We start from the raw sequence: 17,529 nt of genomic DNA, 5'->3' as shown, positions 1-17,529 counted from the left end.
CGGACGTGCGCCGATGACCTTGCCACGGACCGGAAGCTGCTTTTTGCTGTCGTGCGAGCACTGGAAGTCGTCGGTGAAGCGGCCAGCAAGATTTCTGAGGCCACGCGGGCCGCACTGCCGCAGATACCGTGGCGCGCTGTCGTAGGGATGCGTAATCGCCTGATCCATGGTTACTTCGATATCGATACCGAGCTTGTGTGGCATACGGTTGTTGATGAGCCACCTGATTTGATCGTTCGGCTGCAACAACTGTTCGACGAGTAAGACCGGCTACGCCAACCCGTCGTCGAGCCATCCTGTGGCGAAACTTGAGGAAGTCGTTCCAGCGGTCCCCTGCAAACTGAGCATGACGCTGCGACAAAGCGCTACCGGCTGTAGAAGTGGGGGATGGAATAGGGCGGGGCCGGCGCGGCAAGGCTTGTCAATTCCATTGTCAAAAGTGGACAATGCCGCCCGTGCTCATGTCATGAGTTGACCTGGATAAGGCCTGCGGCGTGTCAAATTTCCTTGTTCATGCGGTTTTCATTGGGTTGGCACGCCTTCTGCTTTATGTTCTCCGAGCGTCGCAAAGTGTTGAGGCGCCGGGTCAATCCAGTCGGAGACTTCAAATGAAAAAGATTCAGAAGGGCTTTACCCTGATCGAACTGATGATCGTTGTTGCGATCATTGGCATTTTGGCGGCAATTGCGATTCCGCAGTTCAGCGAGTATCGCGCCCGCGCCAATGATTCGTCTGCTAATGCGGATACCAAGAACGCTGTTACTGGATTTGCTGCATCGCAATCCTAAGGATTAGGGAGATAGATCATGAAGAAAATTATTTCTATTCTGATTTTTGCGGGCCTTGCAGTTGCTACGGGCGCGGCATCCGCGGCCGCGACAGCGATCACAAGTGGCACTCCTATTGACACCACGGCATGTTCTCTGTTGCGTGATCGTGTTACTGTTAATTTATCTTCGGGTGTAGTTGCTGCCTATAATTGCGATACGACAGATAATATGATTGGTGTGGCCGCGTGCCACACGGCGGGTAGCCAGAAGCCGCAAACGATTGAGTGTGCGAGTACGCCGGACGCTCAAGGTAACCCCGTATGGAATGATGCCAGCTGTCCCGCTGTCGCGACTGATCCTCCGGCCACTTTCACTATCCAAGGCCGTCGAGTCTTCACTGGTTCGAGCGCCGGCGGTAACGTTGCTGCAGGTAACTTGGACTCAGATACTTGCAATCAAAGTGCTCTTGCTGGCCAGGCGATCATGGAGTAAACGCTATTTGTGATTTTGTGTAACGACTTATATGGGTCGTGCACATTACCGAAGCCGCTCAATTCATACTTTGGGCGGCTTCGTTTGTTTCTTGAGTTCCTTCGTTGATTATTTCGGGCAATACACAATGCTGAGGAGCGAATGGCCTAGGCTGCCTAGATCAACTATTCAATCATGACTCCATTTCCCGACTTTCACATAGCGCTTCGATTGGCGTTGCGAGTTCGTTTTTTTTCGATCTCGTTTTGGTTGCTTGTTGCTCTTGGCATCATCGTGTGGACTGCTTCTCAATTTAGCGGTCGCCAACCCGCGACAGTAGCGCTTGATGTTGGTCTGTCTGTGATTCGCTTGGCGTTGCCGATTGTTGCTGTTCTTCTGCTTCAGGAGCTGCTGTCTCAAGAATTTACCCGCAAACTTTTTCTGACCTCAATGACCTACCCGCGCGCGCGTCATTGGTTCTTGCTGGGGCGTTTTCTTGCTGCTTTCCTGCTCGTGCTGGTCCTGCTGTCGGTGCTTGCAGCATTATTGGCTGCGCTGGTAACGGTGATTGGCCAAGGCTACAAGCAGAGTACTCCGGTTGCGCTCGATCTTCGCTACGGCATAACGATCGCGTTCATCGCGGTTGATATCGGAGTGATAATGGCGATGGGCACCTTGCTGGCAGTCACCGCGGCAACGCCCAGTTTTGTGCTGATCGGTACCCTTGGTTTCATGTTGGTCGCCCGTTCGTTTTCCGCCATCGTAGCGCTGCTCTCACGTGACAGCACGCTGGTCGGAGATGCCGAAACCTATCGGTTATCACTCAATCTCCTCGGGTATTTCCTGCCGGATTTGGCAGCGTTGGATGTGCGGATGATCACGCTATATGGTCAGATGGCCTTTCTGCCGCCTGACTGGGTGGTTCGTTTGTCAGCAACCATTGCTTATGCCGTTGGGTTGATTGCGCTGGCTGTGTGGGCGCTCAATCGCAAGCGGTTTGCCTGAGCATGTATCTTATGGTCTCGCCGATTTTAGCCGTATTTGGCTTTGCCGTATTTATCGGTCTTTGGGTGTTCAAAATTGATAAAGTGCCGCGGCCTGAAGGGGTAGTGACTGACCGTGTCGTGATCTCAGCTCCTGTGCAATTGCTGCTGGCGGGCGGTGACCGGTTCTTGGCGGCCGATTTCGAGGCGATACGGTTAGCGGCGACTGGCGATGCGGCGCTTGCTGCGAACACCGACGACGCAGCCTTTCGCGTTAGGGCTCATCGCGTCGTGGCGCAGCTGAATTCATGTCACGAGGATAATTACTACGTTGGTAACGCCCTGTTGTCATGGGGGGGGGCGCCCGACGAAGGCAGCGATCTGCTGAAGCGGGCAATGGGTTGTCGAACATGGGACGAGTACGTTCCTTTCTTTTATGGGTTCAACGAGTTATTTTTCCACCGTAACCCGGTCGAAGCGCGGCGGGCGTTCGAGATCGCCGCGGAGCGTTCAATGACTAATTCGGCGACTTTTCGCCGGATGGCGATCATGATTGCGGTAGATGAGTTCGATGATCAACGTCTCGCCTTGGAGTACCTACTGAAGGAACGTGATGGGGCTTCCGACCCGCGATTGCGCGAAATGCTCGACAAGCGGGTGCAACGCCTGAAGGGGTTGCTGATACTGCGGGATGCACAGCATCGCTACGAAACGCAGTTCGGCCGCCAGCTCAAAGATCCGGCTGCGCTCATCAATTCTGGTGTGCTGGTTCGATTTCCCGACGATCCTTTGGCGATCGGCTACGCCTTCGATAATGGCCGGTTCATATTGCATAAGCTCCGCATCGCAGGTTTGGAGAGGTAGCAATGAGCGCAGCGCTCGAATTTTTCGCCGTTAGCAAGACGTTCCGTACGCCTCGCAATGTGGTGGAGGCACTGCGTAAAGTCGACTTTACAGTTGATGAAGGTGAGGTCTTCGGCTTCGTTGGCCCCAATGGCGCTGGCAAGTCCACCACCATCAAGGTTATGCTCGACATCATCGACGACTACGAGGGCGAGGTTCGCCTGTATGGCGTTTCCGCTCGCGACGCTGCGTCGCGCAAGGGCGTGGCCTACGTACCCGAGTCGCCCGCGCTCTATGAGCAGTTCACGCCGCTCGAAATCCTGCGTATGGCCTTGTCGATGTACGGCATCCGCCGCGACGACGAGGAGGTATGGTGCCGTCAGTGGTTGGAGCGTTTTTCCATCGGCCATGTGGCGGACCGCCGTATCCGTTTGCTATCGAAAGGCACGGTGCAGCGCGTCGCACTTGCGCATGCGATGGTCGTCAATCCGCGCTTGCTGGTCCTCGACGAGCCGCTGTCCGGGCTGGATCCGGTGGGGAGAAAAGATGTAGTCGATATCCTCTCTGACTACAAGCGCGAGGGCGGGGCGATCTTCTTCACTTCGCATGTGCTCCACGACGTGGAGCGCATTGCGGACCGGTTCGGCTTCATTCACAAGGGCGAACTGGTGACGATACGTTCGCCGCGGGAATTGGCAGCGGATCGGGCTGATCGTTATATCGTGCGGTATCGAGCCGACGCCAGCGTGGGGCGCGAAGCGGCCGCGGTACGGCAGGGCGAGTTCGAGGAAGAGCAGGATCAGGCAGCGCTGCCAGCGTTTCTCGCGCGGATTGCCGACAGCGGCGGGCATCTCCTGACCGTCAAGCCGGCGGTGTCGCTGGAAACCGTCTTCTTCAAGATACTGGAAGGGCAGGCCGTCGGCTGATAATGGCGTGCGACCGCTTTTGCCGCCCGGTTCGCGATGCGTGTTCTGGCGTAGCGACCTCCAGCATGATCATTCAGGGGGCGTGTAAGCATGTGCATCGCTATTGTTGATGTATATGCGTGTGTGGGCTAGGTCGCCAGCGACAGGCCAGAGTGGAGTGCGGCCATGACCACGACGAACAATCACGCAACTGTCACCAAGAAGGCTGCCAACGTTTCTCGGGCGGAAACGCTTCTGACAGAAGCCGAGGAACTGCGCATTAGCATATCCCAGGCGGCCGATGCTGGTTTGGCCAAGGCTATGGCGGAGAAGCGTGCAGCGCTCTTGCTACAGGGGGTGCGGAAGTCTTCGAGTGCTGGAGCGCGTATGTGGGGAACAATGGCTTGCCGTTGGAGAAGTACAAGGGCTTCTGATGTCTCGAACACCGTCTACAGGAATGCAGAGGGCGTTGGCTGCCTTGTTGACTTGCAGGCGGATGTCAGTCGCCATTTTGCAACGACTGTGGTCGTTGCTGCATGGATCTCCTGCTTCAGGGGCTCTGAGAAGCCGGCTCCAGTGCGCCGTTGAGGTCGTCGAGTGAGGGGCATGAAAGCGGAAACAGGTTGGCTGCCGGATTGCCGGCAAGTGCCGTCACCCAATTTCGATGTGCGCCCGGCCGGCGAGCTACCTTCGCTCATCGTTGTGCATGCCATCAGCCTTCCGCCCGACCAGTTCGGCGGGCCCGGCGTCGAGCAGCTTTTCACCAATACTCTCGATCCGGCCGAGCATCCTTACTACGCGGAGATATGTCATTTCCGCGTGTCCGCCCACTTTTTCATTCGCCGCGATGGCGAGGTGATCCAGTTCGTCTCGGCGGACGACCGGGCCTGGCATGCCGGGCTGTCGTGCTGGGAGGGGCGGGAGCGCTGCAACGATTTTTCCGTTGGAATCGAGTTGGAGGGCTGCGACACCGTGCCCTTCGAGCCGGTCCAGTACGAGCGCCTGGCAGGGCTTGTGAAGGCACTTTGCGAGCACTATCCGATCACCGCGATCGCGGGGCATTCCGATGTGGCGCCTGGCCGCAAGACCGATCCGGGGCCTTGCTTCGACTGGCTTCAATTACGCGGTTTGGTTGGGGTTGGATCAGGCTTGAAGTGGGCCTGTTTTGACAATAGTCAAACAAATCAATAGAATCCGCCCAGCTTCACGTTTTCGCTGCATTGCAGTATTCCTTTCAATTGAATTTGCGCCAGTGCGGCGCTGCCCGGCAGTAGGAGGGTGGCGCGGGAATCATGGCTGTTCGCACTGCGGGGCGAAGGATCTGGTTGCGGTCCTCCGCCTGAAAACCTACTGGCGACCGAGTACGACGACCCGGTGGTCGGGGCTTACCTGCCTCCTGCCGGAAGATGGCCCTGTGGAAGACCTCCGTGGGGTTGGCAAACTGCCTTACCGGGCAGCTGCGTGTCGTGTGCTCCGGCCACAGCATGGAGGACACCATGGATCACGCAACTCGTTTGGTCGCTCCGCTGCGTCGCGCGGGCGAGTTTCTGCTTCACTTCACTCACGGTAGTTTGTTGGTCGCTGGTCTGATTGCAGGCGCCGTTGTCGTCAGCGGCAAGTTGCCTGTGAAAGGTGCCGGCGCGTTCGATATGGTCGCCGCCGAGCAGGCGGATGTGGTCGATGCGTCAGCGGCGGTGCCGGTTGCTGCGCCAGTGGTGGCGCCGAAGCCGGTAGCCGTCGAGCTTGGCGATGACGATCTGTCCGGCGAGATGGCGCGCGTGCGCGACTGGGTGTCCCAGCAGTACCGGGTCTCCAGTCTGGTGCTCGAGCCCGTGCTGCTTGCCGCGCAGGAAGCCGGCCGCCACGCAGGTATCGATCCTTTGCTCATCGTGGCCGTGATGGCTGTGGAATCGCGCTTCAATCCCTTCGCCGAGAGCCAGTCGGGCGCGCAGGGGCTGATGCAGGTGATTCCGCGATTCCACATGGACAAGATTGGCAAGGCCAAGGGCGAGGATGCGCTGTTTGATCCGGAGCTCAATGTGCGCGTCGGTACGCTGGTGCTGCGCGAGGGGCTGCGCCGCTACGGCAGCCTGCAGGCTGCGCTGCAGTACTACGGCGGCGCGCTCTCCGACCCCGATGCAGGCTATGCGCGCAAGGTCATGGCGGTGAAAAAGCGCCTGATCTCGGCGGCGGGGCGCAAGGCCGGAACCGACGTCTGACTGTGCAAGCAGTGTCTTGGTCGCCTTGATGGGCGATCGGCTGTCTTGAATTCTTGATCGCGCGCGCGGACGTCGTCGGCTGACGTTCCGCGCGCTGTGCCGTTCAGGATGCCAGGATGTCTTTCAGCGCCGCGACCAGCGTTTGGCACTGCGCGTCGGTGCCGATGGTGATGCGCAGGAACTGCTCTATGCGGGGCTGGCGGAAGTGGCGCACGATGATGGCGCGTTGGCGCAGGGATGCGGCGAGTTCCGCCGCATCGCGTTGCGGGTGGCGGGCAAAGATGAAGTTGGCCGCCGAGGGCAGGACGTCGAAGCCGAGCGCGGCGAGGTCCGACACGACGCGTTCGCGGGTAGCGACGACCTTGCGGCAGCTGTCGACGAAGTAGTCGTCGTCTTCGACCGATGCGACCGCGCCGGCAATCGCCAGACGATCGAGCGGGTAGGAATTGAAGCTGTTCTTGACGCGCTCCAGGGCCTCGATCAGCGCCGCGTGACCGACGGCGAATCCTACCCGCAGGCCGGCAAGCGAGCGGCTCTTGGAGAAAGTCTGGATCACCAGCAGGTTGGGGTAGCGGTCCACCAGGGCGAGCGCGCTCTCTCCGCCGAAATCGACATAGGCCTCATCGACCACCACCACCGCGTCCGGGTTGCCGGCGACGATGCGCTCGATGTCGGCGAGCGGCAGCAGCCGGCCGGTCGGGGCGTTGGGGTTGGGGAAGATGATTGCGCCGGCCCGTTCTTCGCCTTGCGGCAGATAGTCTTCGGTGCGGATCGCAAAGTCGGCATCGAGCGGAATGGTGCGCGCGGCGATGTCGTAGAGGCCGCAATAGACCGGGTAGAAGCTGTAGGTGATGTCGGGGAACCACAGCGGGCGTTCGTGCCGGAGCAGGGCCATGAAAGCGTGTGCGAGCACTTCGTCCGAGCCGTTGCCGACGAAGATCTGTTCGGGCGTCACCTTGTAACGCCGGGCCAGGGCCTGCTTCAGCGCGTCAGCGTTCGGGTCCGGATAAAGCCGCAAGCCGTCCGAGGTGGCGGCGTGGATCGCTTCGAGTGCACGCGGCGACGGGCCGTATGGGTGTTCGTTGGTATTCAGCTTGACCAGGTTGTCGAGCTTGGGCTGTTCGCCCGGAACATAAGGGGTCAGGCCGTGGACGACGGCACTCCAGTAGCGGCTCATGCTTGGGTCTGGCGGATTTGGCTGGCGGTTGTCGAGGCTGTCCGGTGTTGCTGCCGGATCGTGCGGCGATGGTATCATGGGCCTCGATATTCACCTGCAGTCCAGTAATCAGCCATGCGGCAAGCCGACGTCACGCGCAACACCCTCGAAACCCGGATCACCGCCCGTATCGACCTGGACGGGACCGGCAAGGCCAATCTTGCAACCGGCGTGCCCTTTTTCGACCACATGCTCGACCAGATCGCCCGCCACGGTGCGATCGATCTCGACATCCGAGCCGAAGGCGATACCCACATCGACGACCACCACACCGTGGAGGATGTGGGCATCACCCTCGGGCAGGCTTTTGCCAAGGCGCTGGGCGACAAGAAGGGCATCCGCCGATACGGGCATGCCTATGTGCCGCTCGACGAAGCGCTGTCGCGCGTGGTGGTGGACTTCTCCGGGCGTCCCGGGCTGCATTACTTCGTGGAATACACCCGCGGCCGCATCGGCAATTTCGATGTCGATCTGGCGCGTGAGTTTTTCCAGGGTTTCGTCAATCATGCGGGTGTTACCCTGCACATCGACAACCTGCGTGGCGATAACGCGCATCACCAGTGTGAAACCATCTTCAAGGCTTTCGGCCGGGCGCTGCGCATGGCCGCCGAGCGTGACGAGCGTCTTGCCGGCGCGGTGCCTTCCACCAAGGGCGCGCTCTGACCGCCGCCGCGGCGAGAGGTTGCGCCGGCAGTTCCCTTATTCCTTACCGCAACTCTGAGCGAGCGTTTCCAAGATGACCGACGTGGCCATCATCGATTACGGCATGGGCAACCTGCGCTCGGTCGCGAAGGCGATCGAGCATGTGGCGCCGGGGCGTGAAATCGTCATCACTTCGGATCCCGCGGTGGTTGCTGCCGCGGGCCGGGTCGTGTTCCCCGGCCAGGGGGCGATGCCCGACTGCATGCGCGAACTCGATCAGCGCGGCTTGCGTCCGGCGGTGATTGCCGCTGCGGCAAGCAAGCCCTTTCTCGGCATCTGCATCGGCCAGCAGATGCTGTTTGCGCATTCGGCGGAAGGCGATGTTCCCGGGCTCGGCATCCTGCCGGGCGAAGTGGTACGTTTCCCCGACGAGCGCATGGTGGCAGCCGACGGCTGCCGCCTGAAAGTTCCGCACATGGGCTGGAACGAGGTGTGGCAGTCGAAGCCGCATCCGATGTGGGAAGGTATCGCCGACGGCGAGCGCTTCTACTTCGTGCACAGCTACTTCGTGATGCCGGCCGACGCCGGCGTGACCGCTGCACAGACCGACTACGGCCTGCGCTTTACCAGTGCGGTAGCGCGGGATAATATCTTTGCCGTTCAGTTCCACCCGGAAAAGAGTGCCCAGGCAGGCCTGCGGCTGCTCGAGAATTTCGTCCGCTGGGCGCCTTGACGCTGGCCCATCGCTTCCCTTCCCCTCACTGCCTCTGTCCCGGTATGTTGCTGATCCCCGCTATCGACCTCAAGGATGGTCAATGTGTTCGCCTGAAGCAGGGCGAAATGGACGACGCCACGGTGTTCTCCTCCGATCCGGCTGCGATGGCGCGGCACTGGATCGAACAGGGCGCACGTCGTCTCCATCTGGTCGACCTCAATGGCGCCTTTGCCGGCAAGCCCAAGAACGGTGCGGCTATCCGCGCCATCACCGATGAAGTCGGCGACGACATCCCGGTGCAGCTCGGTGGCGGCATCCGCGATCTCGACACCATCGAACACTACCTCGACAACGGCATTTCCTACGTCATCATCGGCACCGCCGCGGTGAAGAATCCAGGATTCCTGCACGACGCCTGCGGCGCCTTCCCGGGCCACATCATCGTCGGTCTCGACGCCAAGGATGGCAAGGTGGCGGTGGACGGCTGGTCCAAGATGACCGGGCACGATGTCGTCGACCTGGCGAAGAAGTTCGAGGATTACGGCGTCGAGTCGGTGATCTACACCGACATCGGTCGTGACGGCATGCTCTCCGGCGTCAACATCGAAGCCACGGTGCGCCTTGCGCGCGCGCTGCGGATCCCGGTGATCGCCAGCGGTGGCATCACCGACCTGCGCGATATCGATGCGCTGTGTGCGGTCGAGGAAGAAGGGGTCATCGGTGCGATCACCGGTCGGGCAATCTACGAAGGTTCGCTCGACCTCGCCGCCGCGCAGGCCCGTGCCGACGAGTTGGGTGCCCGCACCGCCGGGGGCGTCTGATGCTCGCCAAGCGCATCATCCCCTGCCTCGACGTCAATGCGGGGCGGGTGGTCAAGGGTGTGAATTTCGTCGAATTGCGCGATGCCGGCGATCCGGTCGAGATCGCGCGGCGCTATGACGACCAGGGCGCCGACGAGATCACTTTTCTCGACATCACGGCCAGTTCCGACGATCGCGACATCATCCTGCACGTTGTCGAGCAGGTGGCCGATCAGGTCTTCATTCCGCTCACCGTGGGTGGTGGCGTGCGTTCGGTCGATGATGTCCGGCGCCTGCTCAATGCGGGCGCGGACAAGGTCAGCATCAACACCGCCGCGGTGAACAACCCCCGGATCGTCGCCGACGCCAGCGGCAAGGTCGGCAGCCAGTGCATCGTCGTGGCCATCGACGCCAAGCAGACGGCGCCGGGCAAGTGGGAGGTCTTCACCCACGGCGGGCGTAACAACACCGGCCTGGATGCGGTCGAGTGGGCGCGCAAGGTCGAATCGCTTGGTGCCGGCGAGATTCTCCTTACCAGCATGGATCGCGACGGAACCAAGATCGGTTTCGACCTTGGCCTTACCCGCGCCGTGTCGGACGCGGTGCGCATCCCCGTGATTGCCAGCGGCGGCGTCGGTTCGCTCGAGCATCTTGCCGATGGTGTGTCGGAGGGGCGTGCAGATGCGGTACTGGCGGCGAGCATCTTCCATTTCGGCCAACACACCGTGCGCGAAGCCAAGGAGCTGATGCGGGCGCGGGGCATCGAGGTGCGACTGTGAGTGTGAGCACCAAGTGGCTCAATGAGGTCAAGTGGGACGAAAACGGACTGGTGCCGGTGATCGCGCAGGAGGCATCGAGCGGCGACGTGCTCATGTTCGCCTGGATGAACCGCGAGGCGCTGCAGCGCACCGCCGAGTCCGGGCACGCCATCTACTGGTCACGTTCGCGGCGTAAGCTGTGGCATAAGGGCGAGGAATCCGGTCATGTGCAGAAGGTGATCGAGATCCGCATCGATTGCGACAACGATGTCGTGCTGCTCAAGGTCGAGCAGATTGGCGGCATTGCCTGCCACACCGGACGTCACAGCTGTTTCTTCCAGAAGTTTCTCGCCGACGGCCGCTGGGAGGCCGTGGAGCCGGTACTGAAAGATCCGAAGGACATCTACTCATGATCGACATCGAAGTGCTGCACCGCGTGGCGGCGACGCTCGCCGAGCGGAAGAAGGCAGATCCCGACTCTTCCTACGTCTCCAGCCTGTACACCAAGGGCACCGACGCGATCTGCAAGAAGGTGGCGGAGGAGGCGGCCGAGACCATCATGGCGGCCAAGGACAAGGACATGCTCCACCTGGTCTGGGAAGTCACCGACCTCTGGTTCCACTCCATGGTGCTGCTGGCCCACCACGGTCTCTCAGTCGATGACGTGCTGGCCGAGTTCCGTCGCCGTGAAGGCGTGTCCGGCATCGACGAGAAGAAGTCGCGCGGCGCTCCCGCGGCCGGTTGAACGCAACTCGATGAGCGACTGCATCTTCTGCCGCATCGCGGCTGGCGAGATTCCGGCGAAGAAGGTGTACGAGGACGAGCTGGTGCTCGCCTTTCACGACGTCCGGCCGCAGGCGCCGGTGCACATCCTGGTGATCCCCAAGCAGCACATTCCATCGATGGCCGAGCTGGCGCCGGAACACGAGGCCATGATGGGCCGTCTGATGGTTACGGCCGGTCGAATCGCGGTCGAGCAGGGCTGCTCCAGCGGTTTTCGTACCATCGTGAACACCGGGCGGGTGGGTTTGCAGGAGGTGTATCATCTTCACCTACACATTTTGGGCGGGCCGGATCCCCTGCCGCCCATGCTGAAGCGTTAAGGAGAGCGGTATGGGTTCATTCAGCATCTGGCACTGGCTGATCGTTCTGGTCATCGTCATGCTGGTTTTCGGTACCAAGAAGCTGCGCAACATCGGACAGGATCTCGGGGGCGCGGTCAAAGGTTTCAAGGACGGCATGAAGGAAGCGGACTCCGCGGCTGACAGCGCATCGCAGCAGAAGATCGCCGGCGGGCAGACCCTCGAGGGTGAGGCCCGGGAAAAGGTCGAGAAGACCCACTCCTGAGGCAGGCTAGAGCGAAAAACCGGGGGCGCCCGCGCGGAGCGCCCCTTTGTTTTGTCGCCGGGCCACCCCAAGACAGAACGGCCCCCTCGGGGGGGTGGAGCGGGGGTTTCGCGGAGCATTGCTCCGTGCCCGCGGAACGGGCCGGCTGTGCAAAGCCGGCCCTCCTGCCGCGAAGCCGGGAGCGTGGGGACAACTGTGTAGCCGGGCCGTCCCAAGACAAAGCCGCCTCCTCGGGGGGCGGGGGTTTCGCGGAGCATTGCTCCGTGCCCGCGGAACGGGCCGGCTGTGCAGCGCCGGCCCTCCTGCCGCGCAGCCGGGAGCGTGGGGGCAATTTTGTCAGGCAAGGGAATATGTTCGATTTCGGTTTCTCTGAACTCGTCGTCATCGGGGTGGTGATGCTCATCGTGGTCGGTCCCGAGCGGCTGCCCAAGGTGGCGCGAACGGCAGGTCATCTGCTCGGTCGCCTGCAGCGCTACGTTTCGGACGTGAAGTCCGACATCCAGCGCGAGATGCAGCTGGAAGAGCTGAAGAAGCTGCAGCAGCAAGTCCAGCAGCAGGCGCAAAGCCTCGAGAGCTCGGTGCGTAGCGAGGTCGCGAGCGTCGAGTCCGAGCTTGGGCAGGCTGTAGGCGAAATCAAGGAAATTCCTGCCGCGGCGAGCGCCGGTGCCGCCGCAGTGTCTGCTGCGTCGAGCGATTCCGCTGCTCCGGTTGAGGATACAGGGGTCACCGATCCCGGGCCGCAGCTCGAACTCGGGCTGGATCAGACGCCCAAGCAGGCAGTGCCTGCGGACAAGGCATGAGTGTGGGCATGAGCGAACAGACTGAAACCTTCATCGCCCATCTGATCGAGCTGCGCGACCGCTTGTTGCGCGCCATCGTCGCGGTGGCGGTGGTATTCGTGTGTTTGATGCCCTGGGCTGGCCAGATCTATGATCTGCTCGCGCTGCCGATGATGCGCACGCTGCCCGAAGGGACGCACATGATCGCTACCGGCGTGGTCACGCCCTTCTTCGTCCCGGTGAAGGTGACCATGCTGGTCGCCTTCGTCGTGGCGCTGCCGGTGGTGCTCTACCAGGCCTGGGCTTTCATCGCACCGGGTCTGTATGCCCATGAGCGGCGCCTTGCCCTGCCGCTGGTGCTGGGCAGCACCTTGCTGTTCCTGATGGGCATGGCTTTTTGCTACTTCTTCGTGTTCGGCACGGTGTTCACGTTCATTGCCGAATTCGCGCCAAAGAGCATCGTGCCCGCGCCGGATATCGAGCAATACCTGTCTTTCGTGATGTCGATGTTCATCGCCTTCGGCATCACTTTCGAAGTCCCGATCGCCGTCATCCTGCTGGTCAAGGCCGGCGTGGTCGATATTGCCAAGCTGAAGGAGGTGCGGCCGTACGTGATCGTCGGGGCCTTCGTCGTCGCTGCGGTGGTAACGCCGCCGGACGTCGTCTCGCAGTTCATGCTGGCGGTGCCGATGTGCCTGCTCTACGAGCTGGGCATCATCCTCGCCCGCTTCGTTTCTCAGCCGGCGAGCCGCAGCATGGCGGTTGACAGCGCTGACGGCTCCTTGGGGCATGCCGAAGCGGAACGCGACGGCAAATAACCCCGGGTCTTTGCAACGACAAGAATCTTCGGCTCGCCTTCGGCGGGCCGATTTGCATTTGACGGTCAGTGCTTTTAACCGGCGCCCGGCGCGGCGGCTGGCGTGCTGATGATTCGTGCCGCGTGGTGGACAGTGCCCGGGGTCAGCGGGTTGTTGCCTGGGGTGTCGGGCGACGGCCAACCTCCACCGTCAGCTCGATTTCGTTCGCGGCGCGCTTGAGACGGAACTGCGCAGTGCGCCCCGGGGCGAGTGCGGCCACCTGCTCGAGCATGCCCTTCGGGTCCTGCACGCCGCGGCCATCGACTGCAACGAGCACGTCGCCCGGGCGGATGCCGGCGCGATCTGCCGGGCTGCCCCGCAGTACGCCCGAGATCAGCGCCCCGCTGGTGCCGCCCAGGCCGAAGGATTCCGCCAGCTCCGGCGTGATCTCCTGGATTTCGACGCCCACCCATCCGCGAGTGACTTCCCCCGCCGTGACAATCTGCTCGAGAACGTTGCGCGCGAGCGAGACCGGAATGGCGAAGCCGATGCCGAGCGAGCCGCCCGAGCGCGAGTAGATCGCGGTGTTGATCCCGACCAGATTGCCGGTGGCGTCGACCAGGGCGCCGCCGGAGTTGCCCGGATTGATCGCGGCATCGGTCTGGATGTAGTTCTCGAAGGTGTTGATGCCCAGGTGGGTGCGGCCGAGTGCCGAGACGATGCCCATGGTTACCGTCTGACCGACACCGAAGGGATTGCCGATAGCGAGCACCACATCGCCCACCTGGAGCGCGTCGCCTGTTGCAAAGGTGATTGCCGGCAGCTGGGCGTCGGTCTTCAGCTTGAGGACGGCGAGATCGGTTTCCGGGTCGCGCCCCACCAGGCGCGCGGCAAACTTGCGGCCGTCGTTGAGGGCGACTTCGATCTCGTCGGCGGCCTCGATCACGTGGTTGTTGGTCAGGACGAAGCCGTCGGGGCTGACGATTACGCCCGAGCCAAGTCCGGATGTGCGCTGGCTGCCGGCGTCCGGCCGTTCGCCGAAGAAGTGGCGGAACAGCGGATCGTCGAGCAGAGGATGGCGCGGACTGCGGATTTCCTTGCTGGTGTACACATGTACCACCGAAGGCAGCGAGCGCTGCGCAGCACCGGCGTAGGAGCCAGGCGCGGCGGCGGCGTCCTGCTCACGCTCCGGCGCTTCGAGGACGGCGACGACAGCAGCGGGGGTGGCGTTGCGCAACCATTCCGGTTTGAGGGTGTTGAGTACGAACAGCACCGCGACGCTGATGGTCACGGCCTGCGCGAAGATCAGCCACAGGCGGCGCATAATCTGGCTCAATGTAGGTGCGTGGGGCGATTTGCCGCCAGCGCTGCAGCGGTCGCATCGGCGCGACGGCTGTACGGAACAAGGGACGAGCGGGAGCGAAATTCGCATGCAACTCGGCGAGCTGCAAAGCTATCTGGATCAACTGTTCGAGGCCCCGCGGCTGCGGGATTATTGCCCAAACGGTTTGCAAGTGGAAGGCCGCCCCGAAGTGGGCAAGGTGCTGTGCGGCGTCACTGCCAGTCAGGCCTTGCTCGATCGGGCGGTCGCGGGCGGCTACGATGCGATTTTCGTGCACCACGGTTATTTCTGGCGTGGTGAAGACGGGCGCATCACCGGTTTCCGCAAGCGCCGGCTGGCGACCCTGCTCAAGCACGATATCAGCCTTTTCGCTTATCACCTGCCGTTGGACGTGCATCCCGAGCTGGGCAACAACGCTCAGCTGGGGCGCCTGATGGGGTGGGTGGCGGAGGGGCGTTTCGCCGACCAGGAGCTCGGCTGGATAGGGCGGGTGTCGGTGCCGAGCGAGCCGGCCGTGCAGGTGGCGCGTTCGCTGGCGGCGCGCCTCGGGCGCGATCCGTTGCTGTTCGGCGATGCCGACCGCCCGGTGCGCCGCATCGCATGGTGCACCGGTGGGGCGCAAGGCTATTTCGAACAGGCCATTCTCGCCGGCGCCGACCTGTATGTTTCCGGCGAGGTGTCCGAGCAAACGGTCCATCTCGCCCGCGAGTCGGGCATCCCCTACATTGCAGCCGGCCACCACGCCACCGAGCGCTACGGTGCCCGTGCGGTTGCGCACCATCTCCGCGGAAGCCTCGGCCTGAGCGCCGACTTCATCGACATCGACAACCCGGTGTGAGCGGCAACTGTCCGGCCGGGTGATTGAGCTCAGGCGGCTTGGCGTTCGCCTGGGGTCGGTGGAGGTGCTTCGGGTTCGACCCGATAGGGACCCAGGTGTTGTTCGAGGATGGCGGCGAGCAGCAGCAGTTCGTCGATGATGTTGAGCGGGAAGCCCTGGCGGGTGCCGTCACGGTTGTCCCGCAACAGGGTCTGAATATACGCTTGGCATTCTCGCGTGCCCCAGAGCTGCTGGAGGCGGGCGAGCACGTGCGGCAGCTTTTCCACCGAATCCGGCATCCGGCGGGCATCTTCGAAGTTGTCCCAGGTGACCGCCTTGACGTTGAATGTCTTGTTCAGTTGGCGGGCGAGGCCGTCGAACTCCGCACGCAGACCGGCTGCACGGTAGACCTCGAGGAGCTTCAGCCAGGGCGTGACCGCCTGCTTGGGGTTGTTGCGGATGAACTCGGCCAAGGTTTCCGCGGCGCCATGCACGCGGCCAAAGCTCATCATGATTTCGGCGAGTTCGATCGCCGAGTCGTGCTCTTCAACCTCGGCCTCGGCCGGGCTGAGCTGGGCCAGCGAGCGCGGGTCGAGCGAGCTGAGCGGCTTGTCGCCCATTTGCGAAGGCGCCTCGCTCATGGGCGCAAGGCTGGGGGGCGCAGTAGTGCGTGTCGTTGCTGGGGCGAAACTCTGTTCCGCCGGACGGGGCGTGGCGTAGGCGGCGTTGTCGGAACTGTCGCGGCGGCGGTTGCGGAGTAGCAGGGCCACCAGGCCGATGGTGAGGATCCCGAGGCCGCCGAGCAGGCCGAGGTCGCCGTAATTCCGCTCACCGGCAGCCGCCGTGGGGCTGCTTGCTGGCGGTGCCGCAGGTGCTTCGGCGGGTGCTGGGGGCGGCGTGATAGGCGGGGCTACCGCCACAGCGGGGGCGTCGGTGCCGGGTGCCGGGAGCTTGACGCCGAGTTGGGCGGCGCGCGCCTCGAGCTCGGTCTGGAGCTGTTCGAGTTCCTTGATGCGAGCGAGCAGCTCCATCTGCGCGACGATGGTGCGGTCGACCGCGTTGGCCAGTTCGCGTTCGCGCGCAGTCCAGCTTGGATCGTTTGCCGCCGGGGTGGGGGCGCTGCCTGCCGTCCGCTGGCTGCGGCTGGCGCCGGCCGGCTCGTCGGCAACGACCAGGCGATCCGGCTCTCGCCGCGGAGGCTCCGCGGGCGTGGTGCCGCGCGTTGCCGCCGCCTGCCGGGTCGGTGGGGCGGATTCGGCCGTGTCGCGGCGCGGCGCGCGCGCCGCGACACGGCGCATGTCCGGCATGACGAGCTCGGTGCCGGCGGGAAGGGCGGCACGCTGCGATGCGCGATCCGGGAACAATTGCGGGTTGGCGTTGGCCGCGGCGCTGGTGAAGCGCTGCCGGGCATCCGCATCGTCCGGATAAAGTGCCGACGCCAGCGATGCGAGCGATTCCCCGGGTGCGGTGGTCCAGCGGTTGGTCTGGGGCGCGCGTGGTGCGCGCGGCGTGGGCGCGCGTGCTGTGGCAGGGGCGGACCGTGGCGGTGTAACGGCCTGTGGCGGCACGACGGCCTCGGGGGCGCTCTCCGGGTAAGACAGCAGCAGGGTGTATTGCCGGCGCAGCCGCGAGTCGCAGACGTTCTCGACGTAGAGCTGGGCGGCCGGTTCCAGCATCGGGGCTGGCGAGCTGATGACGATGCGTGCATTCGGGCCGCTGCCGCTGCCGCTGATGCGCGCCTTCGCTATCGTGGGCAGCCCGCCGTCGGTATCCGCGGGTGTGACCACGCGCAGGCATTCGCCGGCGTCGTCGATGCGGCCGTCCAGGCTGAGGATCTCGATGCGCACCGGCTGGCCGACCGCGGAGATGGAAACGACTTCTCCGAGGACGACGGCCTGCGCCGCGGGACTGGAGACCAGGGTCAGGCCAGTGAGGAGTGCGGCGATGGGAGTCCGTCTGATTGTCATGTTCCGCTGGCCTGGCGGTCGCTGATGTCGATGCCGCCGTTTTTATCAGACTATCGGTTTGCATTCCAGCCATGTCGGGTGCTTGTGCAGGTGGAATGCTCGCTGGCGTGACGTAATCGACCGTCGGCGAGCCGCCGTATCGCCGTCGTGCGGCGCAG

The 17,529-nt window shown here is 63.0% G+C and carries 22 protein-coding genes and 1 pseudogene; 20 read left to right on the top strand and 3 right to left on the bottom strand.

The window, feature by feature from the left end; all coding sequences use genetic code 11:
- Positions 1–51: 51 nt before the first annotated feature.
- The 9 genes and pseudogenes from CJ010_RS25750 (at position 52) to CJ010_RS20510 (ending at position 6,191) form a co-directional block, all read left to right on the top strand.
- Positions 52–264, top strand: a complete 213-nt coding sequence (locus CJ010_RS25750) for a DUF86 domain-containing protein (protein WP_371415675.1) — start codon at positions 52–54, stop codon at positions 262–264.
- Positions 265–608: 344 nt separating this feature from the next.
- Positions 609–696 (top strand): annotated as a pseudogene (locus CJ010_RS25745) (prepilin-type N-terminal cleavage/methylation domain-containing protein); the annotation flags it as partial.
- Positions 697–806: 110 nt separating this feature from the next.
- A complete protein-coding gene (locus CJ010_RS20540) occupies positions 807–1,262 on the top strand; it encodes a hypothetical protein (protein WP_141019776.1) in 456 nt (151 codons plus the stop codon).
- Between the two features lie 174 nt (positions 1,263–1,436).
- Positions 1,437–2,246: a hypothetical protein gene (locus tag CJ010_RS20535; protein WP_240794429.1), complete on the top strand. Its 810-nt coding sequence runs from the start codon at positions 1,437–1,439 to the stop codon at positions 2,244–2,246.
- A gap of 2 nt (positions 2,247–2,248) precedes the next feature.
- The gene (locus CJ010_RS20530) at positions 2,249–3,088 is read left to right on the top strand and encodes a hypothetical protein (protein ID WP_205754830.1); all 840 of its coding nucleotides are present in this window, start codon (positions 2,249–2,251) and stop codon (positions 3,086–3,088) included.
- Positions 3,089–3,090: 2 nt separating this feature from the next.
- Positions 3,091–3,993 (top strand): ABC transporter ATP-binding protein, encoded by a 903-nt coding sequence (locus CJ010_RS20525; RefSeq protein WP_141019775.1) that lies wholly within the window; start codon positions 3,091–3,093, stop codon positions 3,991–3,993.
- A 165-nt stretch (positions 3,994–4,158) separates the two neighbouring features.
- Positions 4,159–4,560, top strand: coding sequence for a type II toxin-antitoxin system CcdA family antitoxin (locus CJ010_RS25310; RefSeq protein WP_205754829.1), 402 nt, complete (start codon positions 4,159–4,161; stop codon positions 4,558–4,560).
- Between the two features lie 18 nt (positions 4,561–4,578).
- Complete coding sequence (ampD, locus tag CJ010_RS20515; RefSeq protein ID WP_141019774.1) at positions 4,579–5,163, top strand: 1,6-anhydro-N-acetylmuramyl-L-alanine amidase AmpD; 585 nt, start codon at positions 4,579–4,581, stop codon at positions 5,161–5,163.
- 305 nt (positions 5,164–5,468) lie between these two features.
- Positions 5,469–6,191: a transglycosylase SLT domain-containing protein gene (locus tag CJ010_RS20510; protein WP_141019773.1), complete on the top strand. Its 723-nt coding sequence runs from the start codon at positions 5,469–5,471 to the stop codon at positions 6,189–6,191.
- Between the two features lie 103 nt (positions 6,192–6,294).
- Here the strand turns inward: CJ010_RS20510 and hisC are convergent, their stop codons facing one another.
- On the bottom strand, positions 6,295–7,368 hold the full coding sequence (gene hisC, locus CJ010_RS20505) for a histidinol-phosphate transaminase (RefSeq protein WP_141019772.1): 1,074 nt from the start codon (positions 7,366–7,368) through the stop codon (positions 6,295–6,297).
- Positions 7,369–7,482: 114 nt separating this feature from the next.
- Here hisC and hisB point away from each other — a divergent pair, with 114 nt between their 5' ends.
- The 10 genes from hisB (at position 7,483) to tatC (ending at position 13,266) form a co-directional block, all read left to right on the top strand.
- Positions 7,483–8,070: an imidazoleglycerol-phosphate dehydratase HisB gene (hisB, locus tag CJ010_RS20500; protein WP_141019771.1), complete on the top strand. Its 588-nt coding sequence runs from the start codon at positions 7,483–7,485 to the stop codon at positions 8,068–8,070.
- Between the two features lie 73 nt (positions 8,071–8,143).
- Complete coding sequence (gene hisH, locus CJ010_RS20495; protein WP_141019770.1) at positions 8,144–8,782, top strand: imidazole glycerol phosphate synthase subunit HisH; 639 nt, start codon at positions 8,144–8,146, stop codon at positions 8,780–8,782.
- Positions 8,783–8,826: 44 nt separating this feature from the next.
- The gene (hisA, locus tag CJ010_RS20490; RefSeq protein WP_141019769.1) at positions 8,827–9,585 is read left to right on the top strand and encodes a 1-(5-phosphoribosyl)-5-[(5-phosphoribosylamino)methylideneamino]imidazole-4-carboxamide isomerase; all 759 of its coding nucleotides are present in this window, start codon (positions 8,827–8,829) and stop codon (positions 9,583–9,585) included.
- Positions 9,582–10,343 carry an imidazole glycerol phosphate synthase subunit HisF gene (gene hisF, locus CJ010_RS20485; protein ID WP_205755006.1) on the top strand — a complete coding sequence of 254 codons (762 nt, stop codon included), beginning with the start codon at positions 9,582–9,584 and terminating at the stop codon, positions 10,341–10,343. Before hisA ends, hisF begins: the two co-directional genes overlap by 4 nt.
- Entirely contained in the window at positions 10,340–10,735 is a 396-nt protein-coding gene (gene hisI, locus CJ010_RS20480; protein ID WP_141019767.1) for a phosphoribosyl-AMP cyclohydrolase, read from the top strand. The genes hisF and hisI overlap by 4 nt, the downstream gene beginning before the upstream one ends.
- Complete coding sequence (locus CJ010_RS20475; RefSeq protein ID WP_141019766.1) at positions 10,732–11,067, top strand: phosphoribosyl-ATP diphosphatase; 336 nt, start codon at positions 10,732–10,734, stop codon at positions 11,065–11,067. Before hisI ends, CJ010_RS20475 begins: the two co-directional genes overlap by 4 nt.
- Positions 11,068–11,077: 10 nt before the next feature.
- Positions 11,078–11,425 (top strand): histidine triad nucleotide-binding protein, encoded by a 348-nt coding sequence (locus CJ010_RS20470; protein ID WP_141019765.1) that lies wholly within the window; start codon positions 11,078–11,080, stop codon positions 11,423–11,425.
- A gap of 10 nt (positions 11,426–11,435) precedes the next feature.
- Positions 11,436–11,669, top strand: a complete 234-nt coding sequence (gene tatA / locus CJ010_RS20465) for a Sec-independent protein translocase subunit TatA (protein ID WP_141019764.1) — start codon at positions 11,436–11,438, stop codon at positions 11,667–11,669.
- Positions 11,670–12,019: 350 nt separating this feature from the next.
- Complete coding sequence (gene tatB, locus CJ010_RS20460; protein ID WP_141019763.1) at positions 12,020–12,469, top strand: Sec-independent protein translocase protein TatB; 450 nt, start codon at positions 12,020–12,022, stop codon at positions 12,467–12,469.
- An 8-nt stretch (positions 12,470–12,477) separates the two neighbouring features.
- On the top strand, positions 12,478–13,266 hold the full coding sequence (gene tatC / locus CJ010_RS20455) for a twin-arginine translocase subunit TatC (RefSeq protein WP_168224993.1): 789 nt from the start codon (positions 12,478–12,480) through the stop codon (positions 13,264–13,266).
- 142 nt (positions 13,267–13,408) lie between these two features.
- Here tatC and CJ010_RS20450 read toward each other — a convergent pair whose 3' ends face one another.
- Positions 13,409–14,569, bottom strand: coding sequence for a Do family serine endopeptidase (locus CJ010_RS20450; protein ID WP_141020797.1), 1,161 nt, complete (start codon positions 14,567–14,569; stop codon positions 13,409–13,411).
- 106 nt (positions 14,570–14,675) lie between these two features.
- On the opposite strand from CJ010_RS20450, the gene CJ010_RS20445 reads away from it, so the two are divergent.
- On the top strand, positions 14,676–15,425 hold the full coding sequence (locus CJ010_RS20445) for a Nif3-like dinuclear metal center hexameric protein (protein WP_141019762.1): 750 nt from the start codon (positions 14,676–14,678) through the stop codon (positions 15,423–15,425).
- A gap of 29 nt (positions 15,426–15,454) precedes the next feature.
- Here the strand turns inward: CJ010_RS20445 and CJ010_RS20440 are convergent, their stop codons facing one another.
- A complete protein-coding gene (locus CJ010_RS20440) occupies positions 15,455–17,371 on the bottom strand; it encodes a FimV family protein (RefSeq protein WP_141019761.1) in 1,917 nt (638 codons plus the stop codon).
- Positions 17,372–17,529 lie beyond the last annotated feature (158 nt).

This window comes from Azoarcus sp. DD4 (assembly GCF_006496635.1).
In the GTDB taxonomy this organism is placed as follows: Bacteria; Pseudomonadota; Gammaproteobacteria; order Burkholderiales; family Rhodocyclaceae; genus Azoarcus.
This window is presented reverse-complemented; position numbering and strand designations above follow the sequence as displayed.